Origin of the sequence: Streptomyces sp. NBC_00996 (genome assembly GCF_045162675.1) — a bacterium.
Lineage (GTDB): Bacteria > Actinomycetota > Actinomycetes > Streptomycetales > Streptomycetaceae > Streptomyces.
Window position 1 is genome coordinate 9485802 of record NZ_CP108723.1, and the last position, 16233, is coordinate 9502034.

The 16233-nt window shown below is 68.3% G+C and carries 15 protein-coding genes; 8 read left to right on the forward strand and 7 right to left on the reverse strand.

The genetic code is table 11. From position 1 onward, the window contains the following. Positions 1 to 2: 2 nt before the first annotated feature. From OG390_RS43880 to OG390_RS43890, 3 genes are read left to right on the forward strand one after another with little or no spacing between them, the layout of a single operon-like run. Complete coding sequence (locus tag OG390_RS43880) at positions 3 to 2891, forward strand: polyketide synthase (protein ID WP_406175799.1); 2889 nt, start codon at positions 3 to 5, stop codon at positions 2889 to 2891. Continuing rightward, entirely contained in the window at positions 2888 to 4066 is a 1179-nt protein-coding gene (gene redW / locus OG390_RS43885; RefSeq protein ID WP_406175801.1) for an L-prolyl-[peptidyl-carrier protein] dehydrogenase, read from the forward strand. The genes OG390_RS43880 and redW overlap by 4 nt, the downstream gene beginning before the upstream one ends. 52 nt (positions 4067 to 4118) lie before the next feature. Then, positions 4119 to 4472, forward strand: coding sequence for a RedY protein (locus tag OG390_RS43890; RefSeq protein WP_406175803.1), 354 nt, complete (start codon positions 4119 to 4121; stop codon positions 4470 to 4472). 42 nt (positions 4473 to 4514) lie between these two features. Here the strand turns inward: OG390_RS43890 and OG390_RS43895 are convergent, their stop codons facing one another. The 7 genes from OG390_RS43895 to OG390_RS43925 form a co-directional block, all read right to left on the reverse strand. Continuing rightward, the gene (locus OG390_RS43895; protein ID WP_406175804.1) at positions 4515 to 5189 is read right to left on the reverse strand and encodes a DNA-binding response regulator; all 675 of its coding nucleotides are present in this window, start codon (positions 5187 to 5189) and stop codon (positions 4515 to 4517) included. 516 nt (positions 5190 to 5705) lie between these two features. Further along, positions 5706 to 6836 carry a RedV protein gene (locus tag OG390_RS43900; RefSeq protein WP_406175806.1) on the reverse strand — a complete coding sequence of 377 codons (1131 nt, stop codon included), beginning with the start codon at positions 6834 to 6836 and terminating at the stop codon, positions 5706 to 5708. A 139-nt stretch (positions 6837 to 6975) separates the two neighbouring features. Beyond that, positions 6976 to 7758, reverse strand: a complete 783-nt coding sequence (locus tag OG390_RS43905) for a 4'-phosphopantetheinyl transferase family protein (protein ID WP_406175808.1) — start codon at positions 7756 to 7758, stop codon at positions 6976 to 6978. Positions 7759 to 7768: 10 nt separating this feature from the next. Further along, on the reverse strand, positions 7769 to 8659 hold the full coding sequence (locus tag OG390_RS43910) for a DUF6206 family protein (protein WP_406175810.1): 891 nt from the start codon (positions 8657 to 8659) through the stop codon (positions 7769 to 7771). A 13-nt stretch (positions 8660 to 8672) separates the two neighbouring features. Beyond that, positions 8673 to 9116 (reverse strand): DUF6041 domain-containing protein, encoded by a 444-nt coding sequence (locus OG390_RS43915; protein ID WP_406175812.1) that lies wholly within the window; start codon positions 9114 to 9116, stop codon positions 8673 to 8675. 79 nt (positions 9117 to 9195) lie between these two features. Beyond that, on the reverse strand, positions 9196 to 10428 hold the full coding sequence (locus OG390_RS43920) for a beta-ketoacyl-[acyl-carrier-protein] synthase family protein (protein ID WP_406175813.1): 1233 nt from the start codon (positions 10426 to 10428) through the stop codon (positions 9196 to 9198). Continuing rightward, on the reverse strand, positions 10425 to 10673 hold the full coding sequence (locus OG390_RS43925; RefSeq protein ID WP_406175815.1) for an acyl carrier protein: 249 nt from the start codon (positions 10671 to 10673) through the stop codon (positions 10425 to 10427). The genes OG390_RS43920 and OG390_RS43925 overlap by 4 nt, the downstream gene beginning before the upstream one ends. A gap of 379 nt (positions 10674 to 11052) precedes the next feature. On the opposite strand from OG390_RS43925, the gene OG390_RS43930 reads away from it, so the two are divergent. The 5 genes from OG390_RS43930 (at position 11053) to OG390_RS43950 (ending at position 16231) form a co-directional block, all read left to right on the forward strand. Beyond that, complete coding sequence (locus OG390_RS43930) at positions 11053 to 12054, forward strand: beta-ketoacyl-ACP synthase III (protein ID WP_406175817.1); 1002 nt, start codon at positions 11053 to 11055, stop codon at positions 12052 to 12054. A gap of 49 nt (positions 12055 to 12103) precedes the next feature. Beyond that, on the forward strand, positions 12104 to 12352 hold the full coding sequence (locus tag OG390_RS43935; RefSeq protein WP_406175815.1) for an acyl carrier protein: 249 nt from the start codon (positions 12104 to 12106) through the stop codon (positions 12350 to 12352). An 87-nt stretch (positions 12353 to 12439) separates the two neighbouring features. Beyond that, positions 12440 to 12700, forward strand: coding sequence for an acyl carrier protein (locus tag OG390_RS43940; RefSeq protein ID WP_406175818.1), 261 nt, complete (start codon positions 12440 to 12442; stop codon positions 12698 to 12700). Beyond that, positions 12697 to 14586 carry an aminotransferase class I/II-fold pyridoxal phosphate-dependent enzyme gene (locus OG390_RS43945; protein ID WP_406175820.1) on the forward strand — a complete coding sequence of 630 codons (1890 nt, stop codon included), beginning with the start codon at positions 12697 to 12699 and terminating at the stop codon, positions 14584 to 14586. Before OG390_RS43940 ends, OG390_RS43945 begins: the two co-directional genes overlap by 4 nt. Before the next feature lie 22 nt (positions 14587 to 14608). After that, positions 14609 to 16231, forward strand: coding sequence for a D-alanine--poly(phosphoribitol) ligase (locus tag OG390_RS43950; RefSeq protein WP_406175822.1), 1623 nt, complete (start codon positions 14609 to 14611; stop codon positions 16229 to 16231). The last annotated feature ends 2 nt before the right edge of the window (positions 16232 to 16233 follow it).

Sequence of the window (16233 nt, forward strand, 5' to 3'; positions counted from 1 at the left end):
TCATGTCGTCCGATTCGGAGTTTCGTCGTGACGAGTGCGTATTCGTGAAGGAACCCGTGGCCATCGTGGGCGTCGCCGCTCTTTATCCCGGTGCCTGCGGCCCCGACCAGTACTGGGAGTTGCTGAACCAGGAATGCCCGGTCGGATTCACCGAGGCCCGCACCCTGGACGAGCTTGACATCGACGTGGCTCGATTCGGAATTCCGCCGGCCCAGGCCAGGGCCATGTCCGGGATGCAGATCCTCATGCTCGAAGCAGCACGCCAGTGCCTGTCGGACGCGGGATATCCGCGGCGCGCACTGCCGACGGACCGTACCGACGTCATCACCGGCACCTGTTTCGGGCTGGACCGTCAGCATGCCAACGCGCTGCGGATCGAAGCCAGTCGCTACGCCCGGGAGGTCGAGCTGGCAGCTGTGGAAGGGGGCCTCGACGAGGCCGTTGCGGGGGCGGCGGCCCAGGAACTGCGGTCGCTGGTGGCGCGGCACGCGGGAGCCTCCCCGCACGACCGGGTGGGAGAGATGGCGAGTACGATCCCCGCCCGGGTCGCCACCGCGTTCAGGTTGCACGGCCGGACGCTCGCGGTCGAGTCGGCGGACGCGACGTCGTTCGTGGCTATCGACCATGCGGTGCACAACCTCCGTCGCGAGGTGTCCGACGCGGTCATTGTCATCGCGGGACAGCGGTGGGAGAGCCCGTTCGCCACCAGGGCCCTGCAGGCCAAAGGATGCGTGGATGGACTGAGGCCCGGCGCCCGCGGGCACGAGGCCGACTGGGTCGGCGAGGGAGTCGGTGCCCTGTTGCTCAAGCGACTCTCCTCCGCCGTCCGGGACGGCGACCGGATCTACGCTGTGATCCTCGACTCCTCCGTGCGCCACGACTCGCGTCCGGGCGCCTTCCGCTACTCGCGGTCCGCCGAGTTGCGCCGCTCGCTCGCACAGGCGTCCCTGCGCGCCGCCGGGGTGAGCGCCGAGTCGGTGACGTATGCAGAATGCGTGGGCTCGGCCGTCACCGCGGAGGCCGAAGCAGAACTCGAGGCGCTCGCGAGGCTCCACGGGGACGCCGCACCCGCTTCCGTGGCGGTCGGCAGTGTGCGGGACCGGCTTGGTAACACGTTTGCCAACGCCGGTGTCGCCGCCGTCACCAAAGTCGCCCTCGCCCTGCACCATCGACGGATCCCTGCCCAGCGCCTGCTGGGCGGTGCGGCTGCGAGCGACCTCGTCGGGACACCGCTCCGGCTGTCGCCCAGGAATGAGGAGCGGTGGGGGAGCCATGACTTGGCGCCGCGCAGGGCCGTGGTGCACGGAGCCTCATTCACCGGGACCGTCTGCCATCTCGTGGTCCAGGAGCACGGAGCGCTCGCGGCCGACCACGAGCCGAACGGGCGGGCCGACCGTTTCGACTCGTCCACGGCGGGCCGGGCCGGGGGGGCCGTGCGTCGGACCGCGGTCGCACCGGTCACTCTGCCGCGTCCCGAACCGATCGCGGTGGTGGGTCTCGCCGGTCGTTTCGCCGGTGCGCCCGACGCCGAGAGCATCTGGCGAGTCATCAGCTCGGGCGAGACCCGTATCGGCCCAGTCCCGGAGTCCGTGCTCGACCGTGATCTGTATTACGCACCGGGCGCGCTCAGTCTCACCCACAGTTACACCGACCAGGGCGGTCATGTCGCGGTGCCCGAGGAACCGCCCGACGACGTGCAGATCATCCCGTCGCGCCACGCAGCCATGGACGGCACGCAGCGCCTGGCGCTCGCCGTGGCCGCCGAGTTGTTCCAGGGCTGGGTGGCCCGCCCAGACGCACGGGGTGCGGTGGGGCGGCTCACAGGCAGAGGACTGGTCACGATCGGTACCAACCTGGGCCTGACGCGCGAGCGCCGTACCAATGCGGAGCTTTCCCTGCAGGCTTGGGACGAGGTGGTCGGACGACTCGCCGCCCTTGACGGATTGTCATCCCTGCAGAAAAAGGCTCTGCTGGCATCGGTGTGTGAAAGGGCACCGGGGCCGCTGGACGACGGAATGTCACCGGCCCTGCTCGATGGTTGCCTCGCGAGTGGCGTGGCGGCACTCCTCGCCCATGAATACGGGCTGGACGCCGTTCCACTTGGCGTTGAGGCCGCATGTGCCTCGTCCCTCGCGGCCCTCGACATCTGTGTCGGTTCGCTGCGCGAGGGGACGGTGGACTTCGCCGTGACAGGGGGTGTCGAGTTGGCCTGCAACACCCGGGACATGGTGCTCTGTTCGGCGCTCGGGCTGCTGTCGCACAACAAGAACGCGCCCTTCGACCAGGCCGCCGACGGTTTCAGCCCGGGCGACGGCTGCGGCCTCTTCCTGCTCAAGCGGTACGGCGACGCTCTCCGTGACAACGATGAAATCGTCGGCCTCATACGCGGCATCGGCGCGTCCAACGATGCGAAGTCACTGATAGCCCCGGACGTGGAGGGGCAGCTGCTGGCCATGCGGCGAGCCTTCGCCGAGGTGGACTTCGGGCCGTCCGCAGTCGACTACCTGGAAGCCCACGGCACAGGAACCAAGGTCGGGGACCGCGTTGAGATCGCCGCCGCCGCACGGATGTACGGCAGCGAGCGGCGTGCCCGACCTCTGGAGATCGGGTCGGCGAAGTCGTTCTTCGGCCACACGTTCGCGGCCGCCGGCAGCGCCGGGCTGTTGCGCACGCTGCTCGCCATGCGGGCCGGGACGCTGCCCCCCAACGCCAACCTTCGGACACTGAATCCGGCCCTCGACCTCGCCGCCATACCGGCCACCGTTTCGACCGAGCCGTCGCCGTGGAGCCGCCTGCCAGGGCAGCCGAGGCGCGCTGCCGTGAGTTCCTTCGGCACCGGAGGCATCAACTACCACGTTCTCATCGAAGAGCACCTGGACGGAGCGCGATGAACTTCGAATTCGACGCGGACACCGAGGAGATGCGTGCCATGGTCGTCGCGTTCGCCCAGCGCGAGCTCGCCGGCCGACGCGATGCGGCGCACGCCGTGTTCGACGCCGGTGACTTCCGGCGGCGCTGGCGGCTCGCGGGTGAACAGGGGCTGGTGGGCGGTGCCGTGCCCGCCGAATACGGCGGCAGCGGCCTGGATGCGATCACGTCGTCAGCCGTCATGGAGGCACTGGGCTACGGCAGCGAGGACGCCGGTTTCGCATTCTCCATCGCCGCCCATCTGTTCGCCGCGCTGGTACCTATCGTCGAGTTCGGCACGGAGGAGCAGAAGCGGGAGTGGCTGCCCGCACTGTCCTCGGGAGAACGGATCGCGGCGCACTGCATCACGGAGTCGGAGGCCGGATCCGACGCACTCAACCTGCGGACCCGTGCAGAGCGCAAGGGCGACGAGTACGTGCTCCAGGGCAGCAAGTGCTTCACGACGAACGCGCCCGTTGCCGACGTCTTCGTCGTTCAGGCGGCGACCGAGCCGAACGGCGGCTTCTTCGGCCTTACGGCGTTCGTCGTCGAGGCCGGCACCCCGGGACTCAGCGTCGGACCGACCTATGGCAAAGTCGGCCTGCGCGGCTCGCCCACGGCCGACGTCCACTTCGACGGATGCGTCGTCCCGGCCCGCCAGGTGCTCGGTTCCGAAGGCGCCGGAGCCAGCGTGTTCTCCGCATCCATGAAGTGGGAACGCGTCTGTCTGTTCGGCATCTATCTGGGTGCTATGCAGCGTGTCCTGGAGTCCACGATCGGATACGCAGGAGAGCGCGAACAGTTCGGTTCTCCCATCGGGGGTTTCCAGGCGGTCAGTCACCGGCTCGTGGACATGACCCTGCGCCTGGAGTCCGCTCGGCTTCTGCTGTACAAGGCTGCCTGGGGCCTGGCGCGGGGCAGCCAGGACGAGATCGCACCAGCCCTCGCGAAACTCGCGGTGAGCGAGGCCGCGGTGCAACTGGGCCTGGATGCCGTCCAGGTACGCGGTGGCCTCGGGGTCGTCGAGGGAGAGGCAGAGACCTTCCTGCGCGATGCCCTGCCCTCACGCGTCTTCTCTGGCACCAGCGAGATTCAGAAGAACAACATCGCCCGCGCGTTGGGCCTGGGGCGCAACCGCCGCCCACACCATCGCCGTTGAGGGCAAGCAGCCCGTCATCTGCACAACTGCCCGACCCGTCCGGAGGTTGATCTTGACGATCATTGTTCACCGTATACGACTGCACGAGGGCGTCGAACCCGAGCGGTTCGAGAACTGGGTGCGGGACGTCGACTACGCGACTTGTCCTGAACTACCCAGCCTCCTGGCCTTCGGCGTTCAGCAGGTGGTAGCGACACCGGCCGAACCGTCGGCAGCCGACGCCGGGCCGGTCGGCATCGACGGACCCCGTCACTACTTCGAGATCATCGAGGTGACCAGCCTTCAGGAGTTCGAGGGGGATATGGAAAGCTCACAGTTCCAGCGGCTCGTCGCGGAGTTCGAGCAAATGGCGAAGGTCGTCGACGAAGTGACGGGAGAGCGGATCGGGGACGGGTACCGGGCGTAAAGGTTCATGCGGGAGTAAGGTTGAAATACATACTGAATCTTTTTAGTCGGTCTGTTCCGCGGCGCCTGAATTTCGTCCAATGGCGGAGATGAGCCCCGACTCGTACGCGACGGCCACGGCTTGAGCGCGCGTGCCCACCCCGAGCTTCCGCAGCAAATGGTGCACGTGCGACCGTACCGTCGCCGTGGAGACGGAGAGTTTCTCCGCTATCTCGGCATTGGACTTCCCTTGGGCGAGCAGCACGATCACCTCGGACTCCCGTGGCGTCAGAGTGGACACCAGGCTCGCGGAGGGCACTGAGGCGACTTGGTCCGACAGGTGGTGGAGGCTCGGCCTGGCCTCCTTGGGCATGACAATGGCCCCGCCGGCACTGACCGTGCGTAGTACATGGATCAGTTCATCAGCGGAGGTGCCCGGAGTCAGGACGGCTTGGACGCCGACGCGGAGGGCCTCGACGGAGCGTGCCGCGTTCTCCGCCTTCGCGATGAGGATCACTTTGGTGTCGGCGGACAGGGCGGCGAGCTCCCGCTTGTGCTCCATGGTCAGCGCAGGCGACACGATCACCAGGACGTCTGGTGCCTCCTTCGCGGCGGCTGCGGCGGACTCGGCGCCGGTCGTGTTGCCGACCACGGTGATGTCTGGTTGCTGGTCGAGCAGTACCCGCAACCCGGCGCCCAGAATCGCATCCTCGCAGCAAACGAGTACGCGAATGTTCACCGACCGCCTCCCCCTGGAGTGGGACCGAGCGGGCGTGTGGGTCGTTCACCGGTGAAGGCTCGGGGTGGGAGCTGGATCAGACGTGCACACCCCGAGCGATGGCAGGGCAGGTTCGTCGAGGTTGATCGGCTGGCGGCTTTCGAATGTGATCGCTTGTGGTGGTGCAAATTCCGTGCCTCCCCCGAGAGATCGCCTAAGCGCTCTTCCGACACTTGTTGCTGCGTACGGGCACTGAATTGTGTCGGTCATTTTTCGACCACGCAATATTTTGTATCAGCAACGTAGAGAGGCTAGCACGTGTTGACGTCGTGGCGCCGGACTTGCGGCGACGCCTCCCACCCGGTGGTTGCCTGGTGTGGATGCCTGGCTGAATACATAGGCCGGAGCCGTACTGAATGGTGAATGGGGCTGTGTGGTCGCTCTCTGACGAGGCCGGCGGTGAGCCGACACGCTTTGAGTGACGGCAGGTTCACCGCGCTTCGGCTCGATTGTCGACAGTCAGGTACCCGGAGAGCGTCATACGAGCCGCAGTGTGCGGGAGGTGGCGAGCCGGTGAGACGGTGGGAATGCCGTCAACGCACATCCGAGCCGACTCACGAAGAACGCCCGCCCGGGCAGGCCGAGCCGCTTCTCCAACTCGTCCCGGACATCGTCGTGCTGGAGGATGACGCTCACGGGATGCAGAACCAGCCCGGCGCGGGTGGCCGCAAGCCAGTAGTCGGCCATTGCGGCTCCGCCGCAGACGATGGACTCGATGCTCGGCGCCTCGTCCGCGAAGCACAGGGCGACGGCGGCAGGAGAACTCCGCACCATGGCGGCGAGCTGCCGGGCAAGGACCCGGTGATAGCCCACGTGCCGCAGCAACCGCATGGTTGCGGGTGCCAGCGCGATCCGCATGCCGTACTGACGCGGCGGCGCCAGAGGCCCGAAGAGCTGACCGAGGGTGAATCCGTCCCCGCGTGCCTCGGCGTCGGCCTCGCTGCGGCGTATGAACGAGTGTGTCTCCTGCCAGGCGAGGAGGTGACTGAAGTCGCGCCCGCCGTGCCGAGAGACGAGGTCCGCGACCTCGGCGCGCTCGGCATCGGCCACTACATGCCGGACGGTGACCTTCGGGTCGCGTCCCGGTGCCGCCTGGAACAACGACAGACCTGATCGCGGGGTCGACAGTTCCGTGAGCACGGCAGGGTCAATACTCTCGGGGCGGTAGGGCCCCCTGTTGGTGTGGCGGGCGCGCGCGGTTTCGCGCAGCTCGACGAGATCCTCCGAGTCGGCGTGCACGTGCCGCAGACGGACCACGCACACGGGCGCCCAGGCATGCGGCCATCGGTCACCGAAGATCCGGTCGGCGCTGTCGTCCCCCAGTGCCTGGCCTGCCGGAGCCGGGTTGACGAAGCGGACCCGGTCGGCCTTCCAGCCCTGGGCGGCCAGGGCCCGCAGCAGGATCTCCCCGTACGCACCGCAGCTGATCAGCATCTCGAGCGCGTGCGCGGGAAGAGAGGTGAGCTGCCGTTCGCGGTCCAGGGCGAGGACCAGGTATTCGTCCTCGTCGAGCGCGGCGTGGCCGGACTCGGTGGGGGGCCGCACCACGTTCTCTCCGAGGAGTGCCGTCGCGGCGTGCCGGGCGGCGGCACCGATGGCCCAGCCCAAGGCCCAAGGCTGGCAGTTGTGGGATGACGGACTGTATGCGGCAATCCGGGCCGCCACCTGGAGCGCGTCCTCGAAGTCCACGCCACTGTTCGCAGGGGCAGACCGAGACGGGGATGTCGATGTCACTGCCGCTGAGCTCCTATCGCCACACCAACGCCACTGAGTAGCCGTCGACTTCGCGTGCCCAGCTGTCGAACCGCGTCCCGTCGCTCTCGGGCACATGCAACCTGAGGCCCGGTCCCGCACGCCACGAGAAGCGGCCGTCGGGACGCCATCCGGTCAACTCGACCTCCTGTGGGTCGACGCGCAAGCCGAAACCGAAGTGCTTCAGCACCGCCTCCTTGCACGCCCAGCGCAGTGACGGCGCCATGGCGCGGACACCGGCGGACTCCGCCGCCTGCGTCGTACCGGGCGTGGTGGTGGTCAACAGTTCCGTGAGCAACGGGGGCATCCGGCGAACGCGCTCGACGTCGATGCCGACTGCGCGCGGTCCGCACGCGGCGACAGCGAAGTCCACCGAGTGCGACAGCCCGACCTCGACCGGGAAGTCGACCTGCGGCTTGCCGGCGCGCAGGCCGTCGGTGACGGTGCTGACGTGGACGTCGCGTGTGCCTGCTCGAGTGCCGAAATGACGCCGTTGGTAGGCGCACACCCCGTGCTTGAGCGCCAGCCGTCCCGCCAGCCACTCCAAGCGCCGTTTGGGGAGGGGTAGTTGCTGCGCCTGCGCCGATTCGACATCGCTGAGGTGCCGGGACTCGAGGATCGTCCGAGCTCGGTCGCCGATCCCTCGCAGCCAGGCGATCGACACGACGGTGAGCGTCAGCGGCCCGCGAACGTGCGTGACGTACAAGGGCCGTGCCGGATCGAGGGCCAGGCATTCGTCGAGCCCGGCCACTGCGACGCGGGACGGCGGTGTGGTCATGAGGCTCACGTCAGCGGTCCACGGGGGGCGGCAGCAGGAACGGGTAGGGGCGGCGCAGGACCTTGAAGTGCCAGAAGCGGTCGGCCTTGCGCAGCCGCTGGATCAACTCCCACGTCCGGGCGTCACCGCGGTAGTAGGCGGCGACCTCCTCGGCCGTGATCGGCTCGGTCAGCCGGCTGTTGGCCTGATCCAGGAAGGCCGGGATCAGTGAATCGAGCCGCTCCTTGTGGAGATTCCCGAGGAAGTCCAGGAGTACGCCGCGCTTCCGGTAGAACTTGTCGAAGATCGACTTGCTCGTCGTCAGACGGACGGCGTCGCGCAGCACCCACGGCAGCGAGGTGAAGAAGAGCCGGACATCGAGCTTCTCCCGGCCCCGGTCGTCACGCATGAGGGGGGTGGTCACGTCCACGTACACCAACTCTCCGCCGACATCGACCCAGTTGGAGGCTTGGGCGTCGAGTCCGAGGGAGGGGGACACGGTTTGGTCCACGTGGTCGAGGAAGCGGGAGAAGAAGTCCTTCGCCCAAGTCTCGTCCTCGGTGTGCAGGAGCCGGGAGCACAGCCGCCGCTCCGGCAACTCGGGTTGTACGCAGTACGCCACGACCCGTCCGCCCGGCTGATGGGTGTGCCACAGCTCCGTGTCCGCGAGACGCAGCCCGCTGTCGGTGAGGCGTCGCAGGTACTCGTCGAGGCCATGCCGGTAGCGCTCGAAGCGCGCGCGGTCGGGAAAGACCGGCAGCCGTTTACAGGCGTAGGCGCCGTGGTCGGTCCGCAGCCGGAGCACAAGAGTGACTTCGCCATGGCCCAGGATGTCCAGGCCGCTGTCGTCGGCTGTGCGCAGCGCACCTTGAACCTGCTTCTCGAGGTGATCGAGTTCATCGTGGGGAACGGTGAAGGACATGGGCATCGGGCCTTTACGTTTCGGTGTCTGTCCTGGCGCCGGCGGTGACCTGGGAGGACTCGGCCGGTGCACGGCGGTGCACCACGATCAGATAGATGGCGGCGGCGAAGAACGCGGCGTCGAGCACGAGGATCTGGGGCACGCTGCTGACAAGGATGATCACGAAGCAGACCAGCATCACCAGTTGTCCACAGAGCGCGGCGAGGACCAGTTCCCGGTTGCGGATCAGCACCAGGCCGCTGACGATCATCGCGGCCGCGACGAAGATCGTGACGCCCGTCGGGTACTTGGCGAGCCAGTCGGTGAAGTCTCCGATCACGGCGATGTCGTGGTTCGCGTCGGCGGCGTCGTTCAGACGCTGCTCCACCGACTCGATCTTCGGGAAGAACTTGCCGACGCCCGCGATGATGTAGAGGACGCCGACGATGCGCTGCAGAATCAGGATTCGTTTGGTCACCTGTCGGATTCTTCCGATGTCGTGGCCGGCTGGCCGGGTGTGTTTCCGGACAAGATCCGTCGCCGCCGCACCTGGCGGCTCACGTGGCCGTGAGTACCAGGACGGCGTTCTGGCCGCCGAAGCCGAACGAGTTGCTCACCGCCACCTCCACCCTGCGCCGGCGGGGGGACCCGGCGACCACGTCCAACTCGACTGCGGGATCCAGGTGTTGGAGATTGGCCGTGGGAGGAACGGTCCCGTGCTCGACGGCGAGCACGGTCAGCGCGGCCTCGATCGCACCGGCCGCCCCCAGTGTGTGGCCGATGACACCCTTGGCCGACGTCACGGCGGCACCCTCGCCGAGCACCTTGCGCACCGCCCGTGCCTCCGCCGCGTCATTCAGTGGCGTGGACGTGCCGTGGGCGTTGACGTGGTCGACCTCGTCGGGCATGACGTCCGCCGCGGCCAGCGCCGTACGCAGGGCCTGCACGACGCCGGTGCCCTCGGGGTCCGGGGCGGTCATGTGGTGGGCGTCGGCCGACGCTCCGTATCCGGCCATCTTCGCGCGGATGCGTGCCCCGCGGGCCCGTGCGTCCGCCTCCCGCTCCAGGACCAGCATGCCGCTGCCCTCACCGATGACGAACCCGTCGCGATCCGCGTCGAACGGGCGGGAGGCGGCGGAGGGTTCGTCGAGCCGCGTCGACAGCGCCCCCATCTGGGCGAAGCCGGTCACCATGAGAGGGCTGACGCCGGCTTCGCCGCCGCCCGCGATCACTACATCGCAGCTGCCGTCGCGCAGCAACTGCAGCGCCGTACCGATCGCGGTGGCCCCGGAGGCGCAGGCCGTCGCGGTGACGAGGTTGGGGCCCGTGGCGCGCAGGTCCATGGCCAGGTGGCCCGCGACCATGTTGGGCACCAGCATCGGAATCAGCAGCGCGGACACTGCTTGGGGCCCCTGGTCCAGCATGCGCCGATGCTGGGTCTCCCACGTCGTCACACCGCCCAGACCGCAGCCCACGACGACCCCGACCCGTGCGCCGTCCCATGTCTTCGGGTCCAGGCCGGAGTCGGCGACGGCCTCGCGTGCCGCGGTGATGGACAGTTGAATGAATCGGTCGTGGGTCAGAGAGCTGCGTCGTCCTACGTGTTCACGCGCGGAGAAGCCCGGCACCGTGCAGGAGATGTCCACGGGGATGCCGGCCAGCAGCGGGTTCTTGGCTGCGGCCGACCTACCGGCGCAAATCCCCTCCCAGGTGGCGTCGGCACCGATGCCGGCGGCGGTGACCAGACCGATGCCGGTGACGGCTGTGGCGGGTGGTGTGTGTGCGGTCATGACGAGGCCGTGGAGGTGGTGTGCCGTTCCAGCAGCTCGGCGACCTTGGTGATCGTGTCGCCGGGTGAGGCGGCGTCGTCGTCGATGTGGACGCCGAACTCCGACTGGATCACCAGGAGCAGTTCCACCAGGAACAGCGAGTCCATGTCGAGGTCCTCGAACGTGGTGTCCGGGCCGATCTCGGCGCGGTCCACCTCGAAACGGTCGACGAGAAGGCCGACCAGCCTGCCGTACATCGCACTCATGGGATGCGCCCTACCTTTCGGGTGGCCCGTCTCACGCTCCGCGGGAGCAGGGGCGAACGCGCATTCGCGTGCCGGGTATTCGTCGTACCGAGTCTGGGCTTCGGGGCTGACCGCCCGCTGACGGATGGCTGACGGCTCGCTGACCGGTCGGCACTTCGGCATCCGGGAGGCAGGCGTCACGCATGGCGCCGGCACTGCGGTGGCGCACCGCGTCAGTCATCGGTCAGTGCGCCGTCAGCCATCGGTAAGGGCCCCGGACAAGACTCGGCTCGGACAGCAGTTCTCGATCCGGATTACGGGGGGCTCACGTGGTGGCACGTCGTACGGACAGGCCGAAGCCGGCCACCGTCGGAGCCCGCGCCCCCCACGGCGGCGTCCGGTGAACCGGGCCGCGGTCGTGGCAGGCGTCGGCAGTTGTCTGCCGACCCGGGCCGTGTCCAACGACGAGCTGGCCACCCGGCTGGACACCTCCGATGTGTGGATACGGTCGCGGACCGGCATCGAACAGCGCTACTTCGCGGCTCCGGGCACGGCGACGTCGGACCTCGCCGTCGGTGCGGGCGCCAAGGCCCTGAAGTGCTCGGGCCTCGCCAACGTGGATGCCGTGATCGTGGCCACGACCACGCCGGACCGCCCCTGTCCGGCGACCGCTCCGGTCGTGGCCGCACGCCTGGGCATGACGGGGACGGCCGCCTACGACGTGTCCGCCGTCTGTACGGGCTTCGTGTACGGGTTGGCGACCGCGGCCGGCCTGATCCTCGCGGACGTGGCCGACCGAGTCCTGGTGATCGGCGCGGAGACCTTCTCGACCCTGCTCGATCCGGACGACCGGTCCACCTCAGTGATCTTCGGAGACGGAGCCGGCGCAGTGGTCCTGCGCTCTGGCACCCGCACCGAACCCGGCGCGCTCGGACCGTTCGACCTGGGGAGCGACGGCGAAGGAGAGGCCCTCATCACCGTGCCCGCGGGCGGTTCGCGGCAGCGCCTTTCCGGGGTGGCGCCGCGCACCGGTGAAGAGTACTTCGCCATGTCGGGCAAGGAAGTGTTCCGGCATGCGGTACTCCGCATGACAGGGTCGGCCAAGGCGGTGCTCGCCCGAGCGGGCTGGCAGGCAGGGGATGTCGACCATCTGGTCAGCCATCAGGCCAACCTCCGGATCACCCACCACGTGGCGGAGGGGATCGGGCTTCCCAGGGAGCGCTGCTTCAACAACATCGCCGAGGTGGGAAACACGGCGGCCGCGTCGATACCCCTTGCGCTGGACCAGGCGCACACCGTTGGCGTGATCCAACCGTCGCAGCGGGTGCTGCTCACAGCGTTCGGCGGCGGGCTCACCTGGGGGTCGACCGTGTTGACCTGGCCGCAGCTGGATCGGCCATGACCGGCGGAATCCGCTCGGCAACCGAGAACGAGAGAGCAGGAGTTCAGTGATGAGTGCGATGTACGGCAGGCTGGTCGGCCTTCTCGTCGACCGTTTCGAGGTGGACCGCGCCGAGATCGGCCCGGACACCACGTTCGAGGACCTCGACATGGACTCGCTGTTCCTGGTGGAACTGCTCCTGGTGATCCAGTCGGAGTTCGGCGTCCACATCGACGACGACGCCGCCTCACCCGGCGACACGATCACCAAGGTCGCCGAGCTGCTGGAACGGCACACCACCTCCACGGCCTCGTCATGACCGCACACACACCACCCGCCACAGCCACCGCCGTCGACCCGTAGCAACCCGGGAAGCGGGCCGCCGGACACACAGCCGAGGACGACCATGAGCACCCAGCAGTCAATCATCGACCACATCGCCGAGGTCTGGCTCGACGGCGACGCCGACGGGCTCGACGCGCACGTCCCCCTCGTCGAACTCAACATCATCGACTCCGCGGAGATCTTCGACCTCGTGCACTACCTGCAGGACCGCTACCGGATCACGGTTCCTCTTCAGGAGGTCTCCCCGGCGAACTTCCGGACCGTCGGCACGATCGCGTCACTCGTCGAACGGCTCCAGCTGGAGAGGGAGAGTGTCCGATGACGAACGTCACGGGGGACAGGCAACGTGGGGGAGATGTTCACGGACAGATCGTGGACATCGTCGCCTCGCGCACGCTGTACGACGAGTCCTACCTCCTGCCCGACAGCCACTTCGAGGCGGATCTCGGGATCGACTCGGTGATCCTCGAATCCATCCTGGTGTCGATCAACGAGCACTTCACGCTGCGCACACCACTGGCCGCGGGACCCACGACGATCCGGGAGCTCGTCGACGCCGTCACACAGGCACTGGTCGGCGAGGCAAGTGTGGCCGAGTTCCACACCGACGGCCCCGAGGACGGGGACGCGGTGCTGGAGACGATCATCGCAGCGGCCCAGCGGCACACCCAGTACCAGCGCCATCAGCTGGCCCTCGACGCCGAGTTCGAGAGCGAGCTCGGCATTGACTCCGTCGTCCTGGCGTCGATCGTCGCCGACGCCGCGCGTGAACTCGGCCTCAGTGAGGGCTTCGTGGACTCGGTCACCGCAACGTCTCTGCGGGGGCTGGCCGCCGAGCTGAGCGACGCACGGACACGTACGAGGCCCGCTGACCGGGCGCCGTCCCGTGTCCCGCGCTCGTCCGCCGGGCCGGAGGCGGGCGCCGGGCTCGGCGAGGACGACGCGGAGTGGGACGACCGTTCCATGAAGGACTTCGTGGAGGAGCGCAGCGGCGACCTGTTCGCCAAGGCCCGCAGCTTCGGAAAGTACCTGCGGCGGCGAGAGGCGGAGCAGCTCTACTGGTACGGAATGCCCCTGCAGTCCCGGTGCGGCAACCGGGCCGTCATCTTCGACGAACTCGTCGGCCGCGAACGGGAATTCCTCATGTTCGCCTCCAACAACTATCTCGGTCTCGCCAACCATCCCAAGGTGATCGAGGCGGTCTGTGACGCCACCCGCACATACGGAGCGACCCACACCGGCTCCCGCTTCATCGGCGGCACCAACATTCTCCACAAGGAGCTGGAACGCCGGCTCGCCGCCTTCAAGCAGCGCCCGGCCTGCATCGTCTATCCCGGCGGCTACGCCGCGAACCTGGGCGCGATCTCCGCGCTTGTGAAGAGCTACGACACCCTCGTGGTCGACCGGCTCAACCACATGAGCATTGTCGACGGTGCCCGCCTTTCGGGAGGCATCCGCAGGATCTACCAGCACAACGACATGGCGGACTTGGAGCGGATCCTCAAGCGCGCCGACGACCGGTCCGGGGGTCGGCTGATCGTGGCCGACGGCGTGTTCAGCATGCACGGCGACATCTGTGATTTGCCCGAGATCGTCCGCCTGGCCAAGGAGTACGACGCCAGGATCATGATCGACGACGCCCACGCCACCGGCGTCCTGGGTGAGCGGGGCTCCGGCACGACCGAGCACTTCGGCCTCAAGGGCGAGGCCGACCTCGAACTCGGGACGATGAGCAAGGCACTGGCCGGCATGGGCGGCTTCGTCGTCGGCGAGGAAGAGGTCGTCGAGTACCTCCGCTTCTACTCGAACTCGTATGTGTTCGCCGCCAACATCCCGGCGGGGGTGGCCGCAGGGCTGATCGCGTCGATCGACGTCATCGAGTCGGAGCCCGAACGGATCACCCGGCTGTGGTCCAACATTCGTCTGCTGCACGGCCAGTTGGCCGACGCGGGATTCGAGCTGGAGAACACGCAGAGCGCCATCCTGCCCATCGTCATAGGCGATGAGCGCAAGGCCATGGAGATGGGACGCGCGGTGCGTGCCCGCGGGCTCTACTGCCAGACCGTGGTCTTCCCGGGAGTACCGCTCGGCGACGCCCGGCTGCGTGTCAGCGTCACCTCGGAGCACACGCGGGAGGACCTGGAGAACGCGGCGGGGATCTTCGTAGAGGCGGCCCGCGAAGTCGGTGTGCTGCCCTCGGCGGCGTGAGGCAACGGTGACGGGAGCAGGCATGACGCAGACGATGAGCGAATCCGACGTGGCACTGATCCGGTTGCCGCAGTCCCTCACCGCGGAACAAGCGGCCCGTCCGGCCCTTGTGGGGCTGCGGACGGTGACCTATGGCGAGCTGCAGGCGGGCGTCGCCTCCGTGGCCTCCGGCCTGCTCGGCATCGGCGCCGTGGTCGGCGACCGCGTGGCGATCTGGATGGACAAGCAGCCGCGCTACGCCGAGGCCATCCTCGGCACCCTGCAGGCGGGATGCGCCTACGTTCCCCTCGACGGCGGCCAGCCGGCGAGTCGTGTCCACACCATCCTCGCCGACTGCGAACCGTTGGTCCTCGTCACCGATGGCCGCCACTTGGAGCTGCTGGCCGGCCTGGAACTGCCCAGCTCGATCAGGACGATCGTGGTGTCTGACGGAACAGTCCACGAACCACGGCGGACCTTCCCCACGGCGGGCGACGGCCGGGCCCCCGTGGAGGGCTGGGAAGGCTTCGCGGCCGGCGCGGTGCGGCACGTCGTGTTCCTCCCCGCGCTGGACCGCGACGACCTTGCCTCGATCCTCTACACCTCGGGATCGACGGGCACGCCCAAGGGCGTCCGCATCACCTACCGGAACTTGGCGAACTTCATCCGGTGGGCCCGTGCCGAGCTGCTCGTGGGCCCGGACGACGTCTTCGCCAACCACGCCTCGTTCAATTTCGATCTGTCCACCTTCGACCTCTTCACCGCGCTCTCGGTCGGTGCCCGGGTCTGGATCGTCGCCGACGACCGGGCGCGTGATGCCGGCGCGCTCGCCGAGGGCATCCGAGAGCATGGCGTCACCGTGTGGTACTCCGTGCCGTCGGTGCTGCACTTGCTCACCGCGTCCGGAGCGCTCACTCCCGAGATCGCACGCAACCTGCGCTACGTCCTGTTCGCCGGCGAGGTCTTCCCGATCAAGCAGCTGAGGGGGCTGGCCGCGCTGCTGCCGGTAGGAGCAGAGCTGTACAACCTTTACGGCCCCACGGAGACCAACGTCTGCACCTACCACCGCGTCGGCTCCGAGGATCTGACACGCGACGAGCCTGTGCCGATCGGCCGGCCGGTCACGGGCGCGCGGTTGTCCGTCGTCGACGAGGACGGGCGGGTACTCGACGGGCCGGACGCCTTCGGCGAGTTGGTCGTCGAGGGCGACTGCGTCACTCCCGGGTACTGGCGTCGGGAGACGGAGCCTGCGGCCGCCGGGCACTGGAAGGGGCGCCACGCCACCGGTGACCTCGTCAGCTACGAACAGGGCGAGCTCGTCTACCGGGGCCGCAAGGACCGCATGGTCAAACTCTCCGGCTATCGCGTCGAGTTGGGAGAGATCGAGGCGGCCGTGCTCCGGCACCCCGACATCGGCTCCGCTGCCGTCGTCGTCGACACGCGGAGCACCGACCGGCGAATCGCCCTCTACTACACGCTCCGAAGCGGCGGAAGCGGCCCAGGCCTTATCGAGATCAAACGGCACTGCGCGCGGTATCTGCCCCGCTACATGGTCCCGCACACGGCGATCCGACTCGACGAGCTGCCGCGTAACGCCAACGGCAAGACGGACTACCGCCGACTGTGTGGAACGGCCCGGCCTGCGCGCGCCCTGCCCGGAAAGTGACG